Annotated in this window: 17 protein-coding genes; 14 read left to right on the top strand and 3 right to left on the bottom strand. The window is 63.9% G+C overall.

Features of this window, described 5'->3' with window-relative positions; genetic code table 11:
- The first annotated feature begins 67 nt into the window (after positions 1-67).
- The 14 genes from GWG67_RS21175 (at position 68) to GWG67_RS21110 (ending at position 14,304) form a co-directional block, all read left to right on the top strand.
- Positions 68-1,066 (top strand): MBL fold metallo-hydrolase, encoded by a 999-nt coding sequence (locus GWG67_RS21175; protein WP_275171233.1) that lies wholly within the window; start codon positions 68-70, stop codon positions 1,064-1,066.
- A 176-nt stretch (positions 1,067-1,242) separates the two neighbouring features.
- Positions 1,243-1,794 (top strand): NADPH-dependent FMN reductase, encoded by a 552-nt coding sequence (locus tag GWG67_RS21170; RefSeq protein ID WP_275171232.1) that lies wholly within the window; start codon positions 1,243-1,245, stop codon positions 1,792-1,794.
- A 236-nt stretch (positions 1,795-2,030) separates the two neighbouring features.
- Complete coding sequence (locus tag GWG67_RS21165) at positions 2,031-2,348, top strand: septum formation initiator family protein (protein WP_007590617.1); 318 nt, start codon at positions 2,031-2,033, stop codon at positions 2,346-2,348.
- Positions 2,349-2,496: 148 nt separating this feature from the next.
- The gene (locus GWG67_RS21160) at positions 2,497-3,459 is read left to right on the top strand and encodes a GAF domain-containing protein (RefSeq protein WP_275171231.1); all 963 of its coding nucleotides are present in this window, start codon (positions 2,497-2,499) and stop codon (positions 3,457-3,459) included.
- A gap of 295 nt (positions 3,460-3,754) precedes the next feature.
- Positions 3,755-5,272, top strand: a complete 1,518-nt coding sequence (gene adh / locus GWG67_RS21155; RefSeq protein WP_275171230.1) for an aldehyde dehydrogenase — start codon at positions 3,755-3,757, stop codon at positions 5,270-5,272.
- Positions 5,273-5,543: 271 nt separating this feature from the next.
- Positions 5,544-6,566, top strand: coding sequence for a pyruvate dehydrogenase (acetyl-transferring) E1 component subunit alpha (gene pdhA / locus GWG67_RS21150; protein ID WP_275171229.1), 1,023 nt, complete (start codon positions 5,544-5,546; stop codon positions 6,564-6,566).
- Positions 6,567-6,595: 29 nt separating this feature from the next.
- Positions 6,596-7,984, top strand: coding sequence for a pyruvate dehydrogenase complex E1 component subunit beta (locus GWG67_RS21145; protein ID WP_275171228.1), 1,389 nt, complete (start codon positions 6,596-6,598; stop codon positions 7,982-7,984).
- Positions 7,985-7,987: 3 nt separating this feature from the next.
- Positions 7,988-8,290, top strand: a complete 303-nt coding sequence (locus GWG67_RS21140; protein ID WP_007590623.1) for a DUF5076 domain-containing protein — start codon at positions 7,988-7,990, stop codon at positions 8,288-8,290.
- Positions 8,291-8,292: 2 nt separating this feature from the next.
- Positions 8,293-8,745, top strand: a complete 453-nt coding sequence (locus GWG67_RS21135) for a nucleoside deaminase (protein ID WP_275171227.1) — start codon at positions 8,293-8,295, stop codon at positions 8,743-8,745.
- Between the two features lie 62 nt (positions 8,746-8,807).
- A complete protein-coding gene (locus GWG67_RS21130) occupies positions 8,808-10,151 on the top strand; it encodes a pyruvate dehydrogenase complex dihydrolipoamide acetyltransferase (RefSeq protein ID WP_275171226.1) in 1,344 nt (447 codons plus the stop codon).
- A gap of 48 nt (positions 10,152-10,199) precedes the next feature.
- A complete protein-coding gene (locus tag GWG67_RS21125) occupies positions 10,200-10,406 on the top strand; it encodes a hypothetical protein (protein ID WP_275171225.1) in 207 nt (68 codons plus the stop codon).
- Between the two features lie 17 nt (positions 10,407-10,423).
- Positions 10,424-11,842: a dihydrolipoyl dehydrogenase gene (gene lpdA / locus GWG67_RS21120; RefSeq protein ID WP_275171224.1), complete on the top strand. Its 1,419-nt coding sequence runs from the start codon at positions 10,424-10,426 to the stop codon at positions 11,840-11,842.
- Between the two features lie 164 nt (positions 11,843-12,006).
- A complete protein-coding gene (locus tag GWG67_RS21115) occupies positions 12,007-13,248 on the top strand; it encodes a threonine synthase (protein WP_275171223.1) in 1,242 nt (413 codons plus the stop codon).
- 87 nt (positions 13,249-13,335) lie between these two features.
- Positions 13,336-14,304 (top strand): tripartite tricarboxylate transporter substrate binding protein BugD, encoded by a 969-nt coding sequence (locus GWG67_RS21110; protein WP_275171222.1) that lies wholly within the window; start codon positions 13,336-13,338, stop codon positions 14,302-14,304.
- 31 nt (positions 14,305-14,335) lie between these two features.
- Here GWG67_RS21110 and GWG67_RS21105 read toward each other — a convergent pair whose 3' ends face one another.
- The 3 genes from GWG67_RS21105 to GWG67_RS21095 all read right to left on the bottom strand — a co-directional run bounded on the left by GWG67_RS21105 (position 14,336) and on the right by GWG67_RS21095 (position 17,911).
- Complete coding sequence (locus GWG67_RS21105; RefSeq protein ID WP_247289676.1) at positions 14,336-14,722, bottom strand: response regulator transcription factor; 387 nt, start codon at positions 14,720-14,722, stop codon at positions 14,336-14,338.
- Between the two features lie 85 nt (positions 14,723-14,807).
- Positions 14,808-15,479 carry a response regulator transcription factor gene (locus GWG67_RS21100; protein ID WP_275171221.1) on the bottom strand — a complete coding sequence of 224 codons (672 nt, stop codon included), beginning with the start codon at positions 15,477-15,479 and terminating at the stop codon, positions 14,808-14,810.
- Positions 15,476-17,911, bottom strand: a complete 2,436-nt coding sequence (locus GWG67_RS21095; protein ID WP_275171220.1) for a PAS domain S-box protein — start codon at positions 17,909-17,911, stop codon at positions 15,476-15,478. The genes GWG67_RS21100 and GWG67_RS21095 overlap by 4 nt, the downstream gene beginning before the upstream one ends.
- Positions 17,912-17,930 lie beyond the last annotated feature (19 nt).

Raw genomic sequence — 17,930 nt, 5'->3', positions numbered from 1 at the left:
GGAGCCGGGGATTATTCCGCCGCCATTTGCACGCGGGAAAACCGCGGGGCGCTCAGAAGGGGACCTCATGACCGATCTTAATCGCCGCCATTTGCTTGCAGGCGCCGCCGCCTTCGGTGCGGCTGCCGTGACCGGCTTTGGGCCGACCGCCGCCAATGCCTCGGTGCCGCATGCCGGCACGCAGGCGCCGGGCTTCTACCGCTACAAGGTCGGCAGCTACGAGTGCACCTCGATCAATGACGGTGCGCGCACTTTCCCGATGCCGGACAAGTTCGTCGTCAACGCGCCGAAGGAGGAAGCGCTGGCCGCGGGCGAGGCGGCCTACATGCCGAAGGGCATGGTCACGGTGCCGTTCAACCCGCAGCTCATCAACACCGGCTCCAAGCTCGTGCTGATCGATACCGGCAACGGTGTCGCCAATCTCGAGCCCAGCAAGGGCGCGGTCGGCCGCACGCTGCAGAACCTCCAGGCCGCCGGCGTCGACCCCAAGAGCATCGATGTCGTGCTGCTCTCGCATCTGCATCCCGACCACACCAACGGCATTCGTCTCGCCGACGGCGCGCTTGCCTTCCCCAATGCGGAGATCATGGTGCCGGGCAAGGACTGGGAGTTCTGGACCAGCGAGGACAACGCCGCCAAGGCCGAGTCCAACGCGATGATGAAGAACTACTTCGCCAACGTGAAGAAGACCTTTGCCGGCCTCGAGTCGAAGGTCACGAAATACGAGTGGGGCAAGGAGGTCGCGCCGGGCATCACGTCGATCGCGACGCCCGGCCACACCCCCGGGCACACCTCGTTCGCGGTCGCCTCTGGCGATGCCAAGGTGCTGATCCAGTCCGACGTCACCAACATCCCGGAGTTCTTCCTGCGCAATCCGGACTGGCATGTGGTGTTCGACACCGATGCTGCGCTGGCGCAGGAGACCCGCCACAAATTCTACGACATGGCGGCGGCCGAGAAAGCGACCGTGATCGGCTTCCACTTCACCTTCCCCTCGGTCGGCCATGTCGAGAAGGACGGCGCCAAATATCGCCTGATCCCGTCGGCATGGAATCCGACGATCTGAGCCGATTTGCGGATTTGTACCAAGGAGTCAGGCCGCCACTTGGCGGCCTGATTGTTTGGGCAACCGTTCAGAAACCCAGCGTTTCCAAATCCGACCGGTCCATGCACTTGCATCCATCACTCGGGATCGCTTAAGTGCCGACCCGGCACTCCCGCTGAAGATTTCGAGGACACTCCATGGCCTACAATATCGTCACGATCGCCGGCAGCCTGCGCAAGGACAGCTTTTCGCTGAAGATTGCCAATGCGCTCGCCAAGCTCGCGCCGGCCTCGCTCAAGCTCGAGGTCGTCACGCCGGCCGGCATCTCGTTCTTCAACCAGGACCTCGAGGGCGCGCCGCCGGCCGACTGGTTGTCCTTCCGAGAAAAACTCCAGAAGTCAGACGGCGTCATCTTCATCACGCCGGAATACAATCGCGCGATCCCTGGCGTGCTGAAGAACGCCATCGACGTCGCCTCGCGGCCCTATGGCAAGAGCTCGTTCAACGGCAAGCCGGTCGGCATCATCGCGAACTCGCCGGGCCCGCTCGGCGGCGTCAGCGCCGCCAAGACGCTGCAGAACATCCTGCCGGGGATTTCCGGCCCGATCATGCAGCAGCCGGAGGCCTATCTGAACGGGGTGGGCGATGCCTTCGATGCCGACGGCAATCTGACCAAGGAGTCTCTGAAGCCCGTACTCCAGGCCTATATCGACGCGTTTGCGGTGCACGTGGCGAAGCACCACGGCTGAGGCTAAATCGCCGGCAGCCACAGCATAGGCCCTCATCCTGAGGAGAACGCGAAGCGTTCGTATCGAAGGATGGCTCCGGGAAATTGCGGGCCTTCATGGTTCTCGCGGCGATGCGAAGCATCGTCCGCGAGACGGCGCTTTGCGCCTTCTCACCATGAGGGTCCGCTAGCGTCGCGCGCGGGGCCCAGCCGCCCGAAATTAGCACGCCCTTAACCAACCTGTCCCATCTTCCCAGGATGGTCTCCCGCGCGCGCCTGAAATCGATCCTGACCGGTCTTGCCCTCTATGCGATGGCGGCCGCCATCGTCGGCTATTTCGGCGTCAACGCCTATACCGGCAAATACGGCCTCAACGCCCGTCAGGAGCTCGACCAGGAGATCGTGGCGCTGACCAGCGAGCTGGCACAGCTCAAGCGCGAGCGCGCCAGGAGCGAGCAGCGCGTTTCGTTGCTGCGCTCCGCGAAGATCGACCCCGACATGCTGGACGAGCGGGCGCGTTTCCAGCTCGACTACGTCAATCCGCGCGATCTCGTCCGGACGATCCCGGCGAACTGACAGTTCTTCCTTGAAGGCCTGGAACCGGACTGCCGTCTTGACGGCAGCGCCGCAACCGGCTCATGGCTTGCAGCGCCATGGCCTGGGTTGACGCAGATCAACCGGGCCGTGCCGGCACGCTCTAAACTGCCACCCGGAGGAAACAGTGATGAATGGGCAATCCCCCTGGCATCACGCGGCTCGTGTCGAGGCCGCCATTACGTCAGGCCAGGCGGCGCGCTCGTCGCTTGTGGCCTCGTGGCGCCGTTCGTCCAGATTGCATCGTCTTGATCCCGCAGGCCGTAGCTCGCCGAACCGGCTGAGCGAAGCCGAACTGCACCGCGCGCGCGAGCGCATCGCGCCGCTGCTCGCCGCTGCGCGAGGTGCGATGGATCGGCTCTACCAGGCGGTCGGCGCCAGCGGCTGTTGCGTGCTGCTCGCCGACGGCGAGGGCGTGCCGGTCGATCGCCGCGGTACCCCGGCGGACGACGCGACATTTCAGTCCTGGGGACTCTGGACCGGCGCGCTCTGGAGCGAGGAGCATGAGGGCACCAATGGCATCGGCACCTGCCTCGTCGAGCAACGTCCGCTGACGATCGACCGCGACCAGCATTTCTTCACCCGCAACACGCTTCTGAGCTGCACCGCCGTTCCGATCTACGACCATGAGGCTGCGTTCGCGGGCGTGCTCGACGTCTCCTCCTGCCGCGCCGACCGTACCGACGTGTTTTCCAGTCTGATCGCGCTCGCGGCCGGCGAGGCGGCCAAGCGTATCGAGGCCGATCTGTTTCGCAGGGCCTTCGCCCATGCCCGGATCGTGCTGGCGCAAGGTGCGGACGGCCAGTGCGGCGGCCTCGTTGCGGTCGATGCGGACGATCTCGTGATCGGCGCGACCCGGTCCGCCCGAGCGGGACTCGGGATTGCGCCCGGCCGGGCGTTGCAGCCGATGCCCGCCGCCGATCTCCTTGGCGGCGACACCGCGCGCGACCATCTTGCCGGCGGTCAGCGCGCAGTGTTGCAGCGGGCGCTCCTGCGCGCGGGCGGCAATGTCTCGGCGGCCGCCAAGGCCCTCGGCGTCAGCCGCGCTACGCTGCACAGGAAGCTCAAGCGGTTCGAGCTGAACGCGCATTGAGCTGCTGGTAGATCCTCATGGTGAGGAGACCGCGAAGCGGTCCTCTCGAACCACAAGAGGCCCTGCTGTCATCCCCAGCCATCCTTTCGAGACCCGCGCAAGAGCGCGCTCCTCAGGATGAGGTCAGTATGTGCGGCGGCACGACGTGCAGCCTCGTCACCTGTCGCAGAACTGCGACAGGTCGGCTCAGTGATCGCTCCTATCAGGGCTGACAGAAGTCGCCTCCCGCGACATCGTTGGCGCAAGTCGCGACCACGCGACGAATTGCGCAAACAGCAAACATCGGGAGTCATCAATGAACAAGGTAGAATTCCTCAGCGTCACCAAAATCCCATTCGCCGAACGCTACGACAATTTCATCGGCGGCAAATTTGTCGCGCCGATCTCCGGCAAATATTTCGACAACGCCTCGCCGGTGACGGGCCAGATCGTCTGCAAGATCGCGCGCTCCGACGCGCAGGACGTCGAGGCAGCGCTCGATGCAGCGCATGCCGCGAAGGCCGCCTGGGGCCGCACCAGCGTCGCCGAGCGCGCTGCGATGCTGAACCGGATCGCCGACCGCATGGAAGACAATCTCGAGCGTCTCGCCATCGCCGAGACCTGGGACAACGGCAAGCCGATCCGCGAGACTCGCGCAGCGGACATCCCGCTCGCCATCGATCATTTCCGCTATTTTGCCGGCGCCATCCGCGCCCAGGAAGGCTCGATCGGCGAGATCGACCACGACACCGTCGCCTACCATTTCCACGAACCGCTCGGCGTGGTCGGCCAGATCATCCCCTGGAACTTCCCGCTGCTGATGGCCTGCTGGAAGCTCGCGCCCGCGCTCGCCGCCGGTAATTGCGTCGTGCTCAAGCCGGCCGAGCAGACCCCGGCCTCGATCATGGTCTGGGCCGAGATCATCGGCGACATCCTGCCGCCCGGTGTTCTCAACATCGTCAACGGCTTTGGGCTGGAAGCCGGCAAGCCGCTCGCGTCCAGCCCGCGCATTGCCAAGATCGCCTTCACCGGCGAGACCACGACGGGCCGGCTGATCATGCAATATGCCAGCCAGAACCTCATTCCCGTCACGCTCGAGCTCGGCGGCAAGTCGCCCAACATCTTCTTCAGCGACGTCACCGCCGAAGACGACGACTTCTTCGACAAGGCGATCGAAGGTTTCGTCATGTTCGCGCTGAACCAGGGCGAGGTCTGCACCTGTCCGAGCCGGGCGCTGGTCCATGCCGACATCTATGATCGCTTTATGGAGCGGGCGCTGAAGCGCGTCGCCGCGATCAAGCAGGGCGACCCGCGCGCGGCCGACACCATGATCGGTGCGCAGGCTTCCGGCGAACAGCTCGCAAAAATCCTCTCCTACATCGATATCGGCAGACAGGAGGGAGCAAAGGTGCTGGCCGGCGGCGGACGCGCCGAGCTCGGCGGCGATCTCGCCGGCGGCTTCTACGTCCAGCCCACCGTGTTCGAGGGCCACAACAAGATGCGCGTCTTCCAGGAGGAGATCTTCGGCCCCGTGGTTTCGGTCACGACCTTCAAGAGCGACGAAGAGGCGCTCGAGATCGCCAACGACACGCTCTACGGCTTGGGGGCCGGCGTCTGGAGCCGCGACGCCAACCGCTGCTATCGCTTCGGCCGGGCGATCCAGGCTGGCCGGGTCTGGACCAACTGCTACCATGCCTATCCCGCGCATGCGGCCTTCGGCGGCTACAAGCAGTCGGGTGTCGGGCGCGAGACCCACAAGATGATGCTCGATCACTACCAGCAGACCAAGAATCTGCTGGTGAGCTACAGCCCGAAGAAGCTCGGCTTCTTCTGATCGGGCGGCCGGGCGGAGAGGGCGGCGCTGGTCTGCGCCGCCCGTTCCAAATGTCGGGACTGCGTTGGCTCAACGTTGCTTGATGCGGCCACGAATCTGCGTGTGCGGCGGCCGTGTCGATTTGTTGCCCGATCCGCGTCAAAGATTTTGCAATATTACGACCACGTTGCAGTGCGGCATAATGAAAGTCGTGCCATGCCGCCGCGGTGCTTTCCAAGGGCGTTTGACTTGGGTTAGAGAGGGCTGAAGTTTTCTCTGACCCGGAATTCCCATGGCCGCACCCAAGAAAGCCGCCGCAAGCACTGCACAGGACAAGACCGACGGCGGTTCGCCCCCGGAATTCACCAAGGAGCAGGAGCTCAAGGCGCTCCGCGACATGCTCCTGATCCGGCGGTTCGAGGAGAAGGCCGGCCAGCTCTACGGCATGGGCGCGATCGGCGGCTTCTGTCACCTTTATATCGGCCAGGAGGCCGTGGTGGTCGGGATGCAGATGGCCCTGAAGCCGGGCGATCAGGTCATCACCGGCTATCGCGATCACGGCCATATGCTCGCCACCGGCATGGAGGCCAACGGCGTCATGGCCGAGCTCACGGGCCGTCGTGGCGGCTATTCCAAGGGCAAGGGCGGCTCCATGCACATGTTCAGCAAGGAGAAGCACTTTTACGGCGGCCACGGCATCGTCGGCGCCCAGGTCTCGCTCGGCACCGGGCTCGCTTTCGCCAATCACTATCGCGACAACGACAATGTCAGCGTTACCTATTTCGGCGACGGCGCGGCCAACCAGGGCCAGGTCTATGAGAGCTTCAACATGGCGGAGCTCTGGAAGCTGCCGGTGATCTACGTCATCGAGAACAACCGCTACGCCATGGGCACTTCGGTCTCGCGCGCCTCGGCGCAGCAGGATTTCTCCAAGCGCGGCGCCTCCTTCAACATTCCCGGCCAGCAGGTCGACGGCATGGACGTCCGTGCCGTCAAGGCGGCCGGCGACGAGGCGGCGGCATGGTGTCGCGCCGGCAAGGGCCCCTTCATCCTGGAGATGCAGACCTATCGTTATCGCGGCCACTCGATGTCCGATCCCGCAAAGTACAGAACGCGCGAGGAGGTCGAAAAAGTCCGCCACGACCAGGATCCGATCGAGCAGGTGCGCAACCGCCTGTTGGCCGCCAAGGTCAGCGAGCAGGATCTGAAGGCGATCGACGCCGAGGTGCGCGACATCGTCAACGCGTCCGCCGATTTGGCCCAGCATGATCCCGAGCCGGACGCCGCCGAGCTCTGGACCGATATTTACCGCTGAACGCGCGCAAGCTTTCTTTTGGAGTCGATATGCCAATTCAAGTGCTGATGCCCGCGTTGTCGCCCACGATGGAGAAGGGCAACCTCTCCAAATGGCTGAAAAAAGAGGGTGAGACGATCAAGTCCGGCGACGTCATCGCCGAGATCGAGACCGACAAGGCGACCATGGAGGTCGAGGCGACCGATGAAGGTACGCTCGGCAAGATCCTGATCCCCGAGGGCACCGCCGACGTTGCCGTGAACACGCCGATCGCGACGATTCTGGCCGATGGCGAGAGTGCCGCCGATCTCGCCAAGGCGCCCGCGCCTGCCCAGCAGCAGAAGGCCGCCGAGTCAGCAGCCCCTGCCGCCGCGAAGACCGAGGCTCCAGCTCCCAAGGCTGCGCCGGCGCCGCAGGCCGTCGCAGAGCCCGACCCGGAAGTGCCTGCCGGTACCGAGATGGTGACGCAGACTATCCGCGAAGCCCTGCGCGATGCCATGGCCGAAGAGATGCGCCGCGACGCCGATGTCTTCGTGATGGGCGAAGAGGTCGCTGAATACCAAGGCGCCTACAAGGTGACGCAAGGGCTGCTTCAGGAATTCGGCGCCAAGCGCGTCATCGACACACCGATTACCGAGCACGGCTTTGCCGGCATCGGGGTCGGCGCTGCGATGAGCGGATTGAAGCCGATCGTGGAGTTCATGACCTTCAACTTTGCCATGCAGGCAATCGACCAGATCATCAACTCCGCGGCCAAGACGCTTTATATGTCCGGCGGCCAGATGGGCTGCTCGATCGTGTTCCGCGGGCCCAACGGCGCCGCTTCCCGCGTGGCCGCCCAGCACAGCCAGGATTATTCGTCCTGGTATTCGAACGTCCCGGGCCTCAAGGTCGTCGCGCCGTTCTCGGCCGCTGATTACAAGGGCCTGCTCAAGGCTGCGATCCGAGATCCCAATCCGGTGATCTTCCTCGAGAACGAAATGCTCTACGGCCACACTGGCGAGGTGCCGAAGCTCGACGATTTCGTGATTCCGATCGGCAAGGCGCGCATCGTGCGCTCCGGCAGCCATGTCACGATCATCTCGTGGTCGAACGGCATGAGCTACGCGCTGAAGGCCGCCGACGAACTCGCCAAGGACGGCATCGAGGCCGAAGTGATCGACCTGCGCACGCTGCGTCCGATGGACACCGAGACCATCGTCAACTCCGTCAAGAAGACGGGACGTGCCGTCACGGTGGAAGAGGGCTGGGCCCAGAGCGGTGTCGGCGCCGAGATCGCCGCGCGGATCATGGAGAACGCCTTCGACTATCTGGATGCGCCGGTCGCCCGGGTCTCAGGCAAGGACGTGCCGATGCCCTATGCCGCGAACCTGGAAAAGCTCGCGCTGCCTTCGGCTGCCGAAGTGGTCGAGGCGGCCAAAGCCGTCTGCTACAGGTAGACCATGGCGGGTCCGAAGGAGCAGCCATTACCACCCGATGTCCTCGTCCGCGATGATGCGGTCGAGATCCTGCGCGTGTTCGTGCTGGACGGCGGGCTGTCGATGGCGTTCCAGCGGGCTTTCGACGAACCGGACATGTGGGGCCTGCTGCTCGTCGATCTTGCCCGTCACGCCGCACGCGCCTATGCGCGCGAGAGCGAATACACCGAGGAGGACGCGCTGAACCGGATCATCGAGATGTTCCAGGCCGAGATCGAGCGTCCCACCGACACCGGCACCACGACGCCGCGCGGGAAGGGGCACTGACCGTGGCGATCGAATCCTATCATTTCGATTTCATGCTGGAGGCGATCCGTGAGGCGGAAGCCTCGATCGCGCAAGGCGGCCTGCCGATCGGCGCCGTGCTGACCCGCGAGAACAAGGTGATCGCCCGCGGCCACAACAACCGCGTGCAGGAAAAGAACGTCATCCTGCACGGCGAGATGAGCTGCCTGCGCGAGGCCGGCGTGATCTCGTTCCACGACACCGTCATGTACACCACGCTGTCGCCGTGCTCGATGTGCGCCGGCGCGCTCGCTCTGTTCAAGGTCCAACTGGTGGTCATCGGGGAATCCGTCACCTTCCCGGGCTCCAAGGACATCCTCGACAAGTTCGGCATCCCCTGGATCGATCTTGCGGACGACCGCTCCATCACCATGATGAAGAACTGGCGTTCCAATCCTGCCAATGAGCGCCTGTGGCAGGGCGACATCGGCAACTAAACCTGGTCTGTTCGTCCTCGCTCCCGGGGCCGACGTTTTGAGAAGTTCTTCGTGAGGTCAGCATGCCCATCAACATCCTGATGCCCGCTCTTTCGCCGACGATGGAGAAGGGCAACCTCGCCAAGTGGCTGAAGAAGGAAGGCGACAAGGTCAAATCCGGCGACGTCATCGCCGAGATCGAGACCGACAAGGCGACCATGGAGGTCGAGGCCATCGACGAGGGCACGATCGCCAGGATCCTCGTGCCCGAGGGCACGCAGGACGTCCCCGTCAACGACGTGATCGCGGTGCTGGCCGGCGAGGGCGAGGACGTGAAGGCTGCAGGTGCCGCCAAGCCCAGCGCTTCGGCCGCACCTCCGAAAGCCGCTGAAGCTCCCGCGGCTGCACCGGCTCCCGCGCCCAAGGCCGCGTCGGCGCCCGCCGTCGCACCAGCGCCGCAAGCTGCCGCAGCACCGGCCGCGCAGAGCAACGGCCATGCCGGCCGCGTGTTCTCCTCGCCGTTGGCTCGACGTCTCGCCAAGGAATCCGGCCTTGATGTGTCGATGGTAACAGGCACCGGCCCACACGGCCGTGTGGTGGCACGCGACATCGAGCAGGCCAAGTCCGGCAAGGGCCTGAAGGCACCCGCGGCGGCGCCGTCAGGCGCGCCCTCGACCGCGCCGACCATGTCGGACAAGCAGATCCTGTCGCTGTTCGAGCCGGGCTCCTACGAGGTCGTCCCGCATGACGGCATGCGCCGCACCATTGCCCAACGTTTAACCGCGTCGATCCAGAACGTCCCGCACTTCTACCTCACCATCGACTGCGACATCGGCAAGCTGCTCGCCGCGCGCGAGGAGATCAATGCGGCTGCTCCCAAGGACAAGGAGAAGAAGCCGCTCTACAAGATCTCCGTCAACGACTTCGTCATCAAGGCGATGGCGGTGGCGCTGCAGAAGATCCCGAATTGCAATGTGAGCTGGACCGAATCCGGCATGGTCAAGCACCATCATTCCGACGTCGGCGTCGCGGTGGCGATGCCCGGCGGCCTGATCACGCCGATCATCCGCAAGGCCGAGACCAAGACGCTGTCGACCATCTCCAACGAGATGAAGGATTTTGCGACACGCGCCCGCTCGCGCAAGCTGAAGCCCGAAGAGTACCAGGGCGGCACGACGGCTGTCTCGAACCTCGGCATGTTCGGCATCAGCCACTTCACCGCCGTGATCAATCCGCCGCATGCGACCATCCTCGCAGTCGGCACCAGCGAGGAGCGGCCTGTGGTCCGCGGCGGCAAGATCGAGATCGCGAACATGATGAGCGTGACCCTGTCCTGCGATCACCGCGCCATCGACGGCGCGCTCGGCGCCGAGCTGATCGGTGCCTTCAAGCAGCTGATCGAAAATCCCGTCATGATGATGGTGTGACCCGGGGTAGAGGGGGCAACGTTGCATGTCCGTACCCGCTGGCCATGGATGTCGCTGCTGCTTGGAACAGTCGTCGCGCTCAACCCGATTGGGCTCGATTTTCTTTACTCGGCGTTCTTTGCCGGCGAACAATTGGCACGGAACATCGCCCAGCCGATCGTGCTGATTGCCTTGGCCGTGATGGCTTTGGTGACGACGCTCGAATGGCTGGTGAGGTCTTTTCTGATCAAGCGCCGCGCCCGCGGCGCCTCTTGAGTTGAATGGGAGCCGCAATGGCCGACACATCGTTCGACGTCATCATCATCGGCTCCGGCCCCGGCGGCTATGTCACAGCGATCCGCGCCGCCCAGCTCGGCTTCAAGGTCGCGATCGTCGAGAAATCCTATCTCGGCGGCATCTGCCTGAACTGGGGCTGCATCCCAACCAAGGCGCTGCTGCGCTCCGCCGAGGTCTACCACTACATGCAGCACGCCAAGGATTACGGCCTGTCGGCGGACAACGTCTCGTTCGATCCGAAGGCGGTGGTGCAGCGCTCGCGCGGCGTCTCCAAGCGGCTGAATGACGGCGTCGGCTTCCTGATGAAGAAGAACAAGGTCAGCGTGATCTGGGGCGCAGCCTCGATCGACGCGCCCGGCAAGGTCACGGTGAAGAAGTCCGACGTCGAAGGCCCCAAGGGCGCGCTCGGCGAGGGGGCTTATCAGGCCAAGCACATCATCGTCGCGACTGGCGCGCGACCGCGGGTGCTGCCGGGCCTCGAACCCGACAAGAAGCTGATCTGGACCTACTTCGAAGCGATGGTCCCGGAGCGGATGCCGAAATCGCTGCTGGTGATGGGCTCGGGCGCGATCGGGATCGAGTTCGCATCTTTCTTCAAGACGATGGGCTCCGATGTCACGGTGGTCGAGGTGCTGCCGCAGATCCTGCCGGTCGAGGACGCCGAGATTGCCGGTCTTGCCCGCAAGCGCCTCGAGAAGCAGGGCATCAAGATCCTCACCAACACGGGCGTGACGAAGCTCGAGAAGAAGAGCGACAGCGTGATCGCGACGCTCGACGACGGCAAGGCGAAGCAGACCGCCGAGTTCGAGCGCGTGATCTCGGCGGTTGGCGTCGTCGGCAACATCGAGAATCTCGGTCTCGAGAAGCTCGGCGTCAAAACCGACCGCGGCTGCATCGTGATCGACGGCTACGGCAAGACCAACATTCCCGGCATCTACGCCATCGGCGACGTCGCGGGTCCCCCGATGCTGGCCCACAAGGCCGAGCATGAGGGCGTGATCTGCGTCGAGGCCATCAAGGGTCTGCATCCGCACCCCATGGACAAGCTGATGATCCCCGGCTGCACCTATTGCAACCCGCAGGTCGCATCGGTCGGTCTGACCGAAGCCAAGGCCAAGGAGAGCGGCCGCGAGATCCGCGTCGGCCGCTTCCCCTTCGTCGGCAACGGCAAGGCGATCGCGCTCGGCGAGGACCAGGGCATGGTCAAGGTGATCTTCGACAAGAAGACCGGCCAGCTGCTCGGCGCCCACATGGTCGGCGCTGAGGTGACCGAGCTGATCCAGGGCTACGTCGTCGCGATGAACCTGGAGACGACAGAAGAAGAGCTGATGCACACCGTGTTCCCGCATCCGACCTTGTCGGAAATGATGAAGGAAGCCGTGCTGGATGCGTATGGAAGGGTGCTGAACATTTGACATCAGACCCGTCATCCTGAGGTGCGAGCGCAGCGAGCCTCGAAGGATGCACGGCCGAGATACAGCAGCCGGGCTCGTCGCCCTTCGAGGCCTCCGCTTCGCTCCGGCACCTCAGGGTGACGGGATAGACATTGAGAACACCAGAATAAGAAGGAAATCACCCCATGCAAGACAACGACAACCTCACCATCGAACGCCCGACCTTCGTCACTCATCTGGAATGCGCGATGGAGGGCGATCACTACGCGGCCGATCAGGTCCACAACCTCTCCAAGGCCGGCAAGCCCCTTTTGGTCCGCTACGATCTCGCCGGCGTGAAGAAGGTGCTGACCAAGGACGCGCTTAGCCAACGCCCCGCCGACATGTGGCGCTACCGCGAGCTGCTTCCCGTGCGCAAATGCAAGGACATCGTCTCGCTCGGCGAGGTCACGACGCCGCTGATCCGGCTGCCGAAGCTTGGTGCCAAACTCGGCGGCGGCGAGATCATCGTCAAGGACGAGGGGCGCCTGCCGACCGGCTCGTTCAAGGCGCGCGGCCTCGTGATGGCGGTGTCGATGGGCAAGGCGCTCGGCATCAAGCACATGGCGATGCCGACCAACGGCAATGCCGGCGCGGCGCTCGCGGCCTACGCGACCTCCTGCGGCATCAAGACCACGATCTTCTGCCCGGCCGATACGCCTGAGGTGAACGTCAGCGAGATCGAGCTGCAGGGCGCGACCGTGTACCGCGTCAACGGCTATATCGACGATTGCGGCAAGATCGTCGGCGAGGGCAAGGCGAAAGTCGGCTGGTTCGATACCTCGACCTTGAAGGAGCCGTACCGCATCGAAGGCAAGAAGACGATGGGACTCGAACTCGCCGAGCAGCTCGGCTGGGACGTACCCGACGTGATCTTCTATCCGACCGGCGGCGGCACCGGCCTGATCGGGATGTGGAAGGCCTTCGACGAGCTCGAGAAAATCGGCTTCATCGGCAGCAAGCGCCCGCGCATGGTCGCGGTGCAGGCCTCGGGCTGCGCGCCGATGGTGCGTGGGTACGAAGCCGGTACCGAGCATGCGACACGCTGGGAGGACGCCCACACCATCGCGTCAGGCATTCGCGTGCCGCAGGCGATCGGCGACTTTCTGATCCTGCGCGCGGTGCGCGAGAGCAAGGGCTTTGCCATTGCGGTCGACGATGACAAGATCTCTGCCGCGCTGAACGAGGTCGCGCGCGAGGAGGGGCTGCTACTTTGCCCCGAAGGCGCTGCAACCTACGCTGCCTACAAGGACAGCCTCGCCGACGGCCGCGTCAGCAAGTCCGATCGCGTCATGCTGTTCAACTGCGCCACCGGCCTGAAATACCCGTTGCCGAAGGTCGACCGCACGCTGGATCGCCACAAGCCGATCGACTATTCGCAGTTCTAGCGCGTCAATTCGCCTCTTCACGAACGATCCCTCTTCCCGTACGCGGGAAGAGACAAAAACAACAATGACATTGCTGGGGAGAAGACAATGAAAGCCGCCTGGGCTGCGCTGTTTGCTATTCTCACTGTTGAGGGCGCCGCGCGCGCCGACGACTATCCCTCGCGTCCGATCACCATCATCGTGCCCTTTGCCGCCGGCGGGCCGTCGGATGCGATGGCCCGCGTGCTTGCCGAGCGGATGCGCACGGCGCTCGGCCAGCCGCTGGTGATCGAGAACGTCACTGGCGCAGGCGGCTCGATCGGCGTCGGCCGTGCCCTGCATTCGGCCCCCGACGGCTACACGATCTCGTTCGGCCATCTCGGCACCCACGTCGCCAACGGCGCCGTCTACAAGCTCAATTACGACCTGGTCGCGGACCTGGAGCCGGTGGTGCTGCTGCCGAGCAATCCGATGATCGTCGTCAGCAAGAACGCGGTGCCCGCGACCTCGCTGAAGGAGCTGCTGGATTGGCTGAAATCGCGGCCGTCGCCGCCGACCGCGGGCACCGCGGGCGCGGGTTCCGGCAGCCACATCGCCGGGGTCTATTTCGAGAGCGTCAGCGGCATCAAGCTGCAATACGTGCCGTATCGCGGCACCGCGCCCGCCCTGAACGACCTCATCGCCGGCCAGATCGACGTCATCGTCGACCAGACATCGAACTCCATCAACCAGGTCCGCGCCGGCACCATTCGCGCCTACGCCATCACCGATGACAAGCGCCTCGCGTCGGCGCCCGACATCCCAACGGCGGAGGAGGCGGGCCTGAAGGGGTTCAACATGACGCTCTGGTCCGGCATGTGGGTGCCGAAGGGCACGCCGAAGGCGATCGTCGCCAAACTCAATGCCGCGGCCGTGGAAGCACTGAACGATCCCGGCGTGAAGAAGCAGCTGGAAAGCCAGGGGCTGGAGATGACACCCCAGGATCAGCTCACGCCCGAGGCCCTCGGCACCCGCCAGAAGGCTGAGATCGCGAAGTGGTGGCCGATGATCAAGGCGGCCAACATCAAGGTGGATTGAGTGCCGTGTCGCAGGGCTCGGCGCCGGCGTATCATGTCTCGGTTTGATCGGAGCCGGACAGGGCCATCCGCAGACATTCAAGCAGAGCGGGCGTAGAGAACGGCTTCGCGAGAAAGCAGATAGCGCCCGCTTTCAGCGCGCGGTCGCGCACGGCATCGTCGGGAAAAGCCGTCATGAAGATGAAGGGCGTGTGGTGACCAAGGCTGCGCATGTGCGTCAAGAGCTCAAGGCCGCCCATCAACGACATCTGCACATCCGCGATCACGCAGGACGTCGTCTTCAGTTCGGCCGATTGAAGAAATTCGTCAGCGGAGCGAAAGATGTTGACCGTGTATCCCCGCGACGTCAGCAGATTATTGGTCGCAAGGCGGACTGATCGATCATCGTCAATGACGGAAATGGCCAACGGGATTGACAAGATGATCGCTCCTGATCGGGGAGCCGCCGATCACGGTGCCGCACTTGGCGAAAGTGAGCCCTTGGAGCGAGCTTGAAAAGCATACTTAGGTTTGCACCTTTCCGCCCGGGCGTGAGATTCCGAGCGCCTCCACCATTCTGACGAGATCGGCCAACGACTTGGCGCCCATTTTCCGCATGATCTGCCCACGATAGATCTTGACGGTAATCTCGGCCAATCCAAGCTCGGCAGCGACCTGCTTGTTCATCAGGCCGGATGCCACCAGAGTGAGGATGTCGCGCTGGCGCGCGCTCAAACCCTCGAAGCGGGACCGCACTCCCGCGACCGACTCCTCTGCATTGCGTCGCTTGCGATCCCGTTCGATCGCGGCCCGGACCGCATCGAGCATGTCCTGGTCGCGCACCGGCTTGGTCAGAAAATCGATCGCGCCGCTCTTCATGGCCCTGACGGTCATCGGAATATCACCATGACCGGTGATGAAGATAATGGGCGTGTGAATGTTCGCCTTCGCTAGGTCCGACTGCAGGTCAAAGCCGCTTGAGCCCGGCAGGCGGATGTCGAGCACAAGGCAGCTGGGGACCGCCGGTGGCTTGGCTTCCATGATCTCCGCCGCGGAGCCGAAAGCCTCGACCTTGAGACCGACGGATTGAAAGAGGTTGGTGAGCGCACGGCGCATCGATGGATCGTCGTCGACGATCAAGACGATCGGATCGTCGGAACTCGTCTGCACCGTCGCCGCTTTGGGAATGTCGGTCACGACGTGTCCTCGATCGGCAAGGGCAGGGCAATCTGGAATGTTGCTCCGCTTCCGTCATTGGGGAGGGCCGAGAGCCGGCCCGCATGAGCCTCGATGATCGATCGGCAGATCGACAGTCCCATCCCCAGGCCGCTCGGCTTTGTCGTGAAGAAAGGTGTGAAGATGCGGTCCGTCGCGCTGTTGCAAAGGCCGCCCCCGCGATCTGTCACGGTCAAGAGCATGCGACCTTCGCCGTGCTCGCTCACCTGGCTGGAGCGGATCGCAAGCTCGCGCGGGCGTTCCGCATTGGCGTGCATGGCTTCAATCCCGTTCATGACCAGGTTGATCAGCACCTGCTGGAGCTGGATCCGGTCGCCGCAAACCCTGGGCAGAGCGGACGCCAGCTCCATTCGCACCGACACGGCATGGGTGGCAAGCTCGCGCCGGACGAGCGCCACGGTCTCCCTGACGAGCTGGTTCATGTCGACCGGAGCCATCTCGATCTCGGTCTTTTTCGCAAGCGCTCTGATCCGGCGGATCACCTCGCTGGCGCGATTGGCGTCCTCGACGATCCATTCCACGGAACGGCGCGCGGCATTCAGGTCGGCCGGTTCGCGATCGAGCCATCCGATGCAGGCATCCGCATTGGAGATCACGGCGGCCAAGGGCTGATTGATCTCGTGGGCGATCGAGGCCGTAAGTTCGCCGAGCATCGTGACGCGCGTAACGTGAGCAAGCTCGGCTTGCGCCTTGCGCAGTGCTTCCTCGGCCTGCTCGGCGCGGATGGCCGCCGTCACGTCGCTGCTGACGCCACGATAGCCGAGAAAGTTGCCGTTCGCGTCGTGCAAGGGCTTGCCGCTGGTGCGCACGTAGATCGGAGATCCGTTGCGATCCTTGCTTCGGTAGACCAGGTCGCGAAACGGAAGGTGGGCATCGAGCGTCGCGCGATGCCGCTCCCACTTCTCCGGCTCGAGCTCGGCGTCGGGCGGAATGTCCCAACGGGCGAGGCCGATCACGCCCGTGGGCACGGGACCGGCCGTGTCGGCATGTTCCGAAATCCGTGTGATACGGTGGTCCGGCCCGCTCTCCCAAAACCAGTCCGAGGCGGTTTCGGCATAGTCGCGAAATCGCTGCTCGGACAGCTTGAGCTCGTCAAAGGCTTTTTGCAGCGCTTGTCTTGCGGCAAACTGCTCAGTGACATCGACGTGGGTGCCGATGATCTCCGTCACATCGCCGTCCCCGCCGACGACGGGATGCCCCTCCGTATGGACGTGTCGTACCGAACCGTCCGGACGCACAATCCGAAAATCAACTTCGAAAGGCTGCTTTTGCCGGATTGCCTGACGTTCCACGTCGACGATCCGCTTAAAGTCTTCGGCGAGGATCCGTTGTTGGAAAGCCTGCGCCGACAGATCAATCTGGTCCGGGTTAAATCCGAACAGGCGATAGAGTTCGGCCGATCGGTAAGCGAATTCCTGACGGCGCACGTCCCAGGCCCAGCTGCTCGTGTGGCTGAGGCGCTGGGCTTCGGTCAGATAGGCTTCGCTGCGACGCAGTCGGTGTTCGGTTTCCTTTGCCGTAGTGACGTCAGTGACCGCTCCGACAAACTCGATGTGGCCGGATTCATGTCTCACCGCGCGTGCCACGGAATGGAGATATTTGATCGATCCACCGGGCATCAGCAGGCGATATTCATGGTCGAAATCGCCGACGTCACGGAAGGCCCGATCAAGGGTCTTGCTGACCGCATTGCGATCTTCCGGATGGATGCGCTGGAAAACGAAATCGAGCGTCGGTTTGACCTGCGGGTCACGTTGGAAGATGCGAAAAGTCTCCCTGGACCAGACGGCCTCGCGGGTTGCCAGGCTCAGGCCGAAGCTGCCGGTGCGGCTCAACTCCTGCGCTTGGGCAAGATAGGCCTCGCTCTGCCGCAGCGCATCCTCCGCCTCCTTGCGCTGGGTGATGTTTTCGCAGGCGACCAGCACGATCGGCGTGCCGTCGCCGCGCCGCATGGCCTTGGCGTTCTCACGGACCCAGAGAACCGAGCCGTCCTTCCGGATCTTGCGAATCTCCCAGGTGTGCGACTGGTCCACGGTTTCCAGGCACAGCCCGACACAGCGACGAACGAAATCGCGGTCCTCTTCGAAAAAGACGTTCAGCACAGATTGGCCGGTCAACTCGGCCGCCGTGTAGCCCAGTTGCGCGGCGCCAAATGTATTCACGTTGAGCACCGTTCCGGCCGGATCGACCATGAAATACATGACCGGATTGTGCTCGAACACTTGTCGCCATTGCTTCACGGCGTCGCGCAGGTCGGCATTGTCCTGCCGCCAGCCTTCTCCAGTCGCGGGCTCGTCTTTCGCCGCATTGCCGAGAGATCGAAGCGCCGCAAGGCCGCCGAGCAGGAATTGCGCGGCCGAATTCCCTAGTTTTGCGATCTGGCCAGGCATCATCGCAAGCGTCCCGGCCCGC

It is taken from the genome of Bradyrhizobium sp. CSS354, assembly GCF_029051725.1.
Taxonomy (GTDB): domain Bacteria; phylum Pseudomonadota; class Alphaproteobacteria; order Rhizobiales; family Xanthobacteraceae; genus Bradyrhizobium.
Note: the sequence above shows the minus strand (reverse complement) of the source record. Positions and strands in the feature narration are given on the sequence as shown.